The organism is Autumnicola edwardsiae (assembly GCF_031846505.1).
Taxonomy (GTDB): domain Bacteria; phylum Bacteroidota; class Bacteroidia; order Flavobacteriales; family Flavobacteriaceae; genus Autumnicola; species Autumnicola edwardsiae.
Map to the genome: position 1 here is coordinate 1 of NZ_JAVRHP010000370.1, position 225 is coordinate 225.

The 225-nt window shown below is 43.6% G+C and carries 1 protein-coding gene; it reads right to left on the reverse strand.

From position 1 onward, the window contains the following. The coding region (locus tag RM529_RS18020; protein WP_311486099.1) for a single-stranded DNA-binding protein at window positions 1-225 on the reverse strand (225 nt) is incomplete at both ends.

Consider the following 225-nt stretch of genomic DNA (forward strand, 5'->3'; position numbering starts at 1 on the left):
CAGTTTGCCGCGGATGGCCACTTCTTTACCTTTATCGACATATTTTTCGATAAGCTCTGCCTGTTTTCCCCAGGCCACTACATTGTGCCAGTCGGTTTGTTGAATTTTCTCCCCTTCCTTGTGGTAGTACTCATTGGTAGCCAGTGAAAAACTGCATACCTTTTTACCACTTTCGAAATTTTTGGTTTCTGGGGTATTCCCTACGTTACCGATTAACTGTACTTG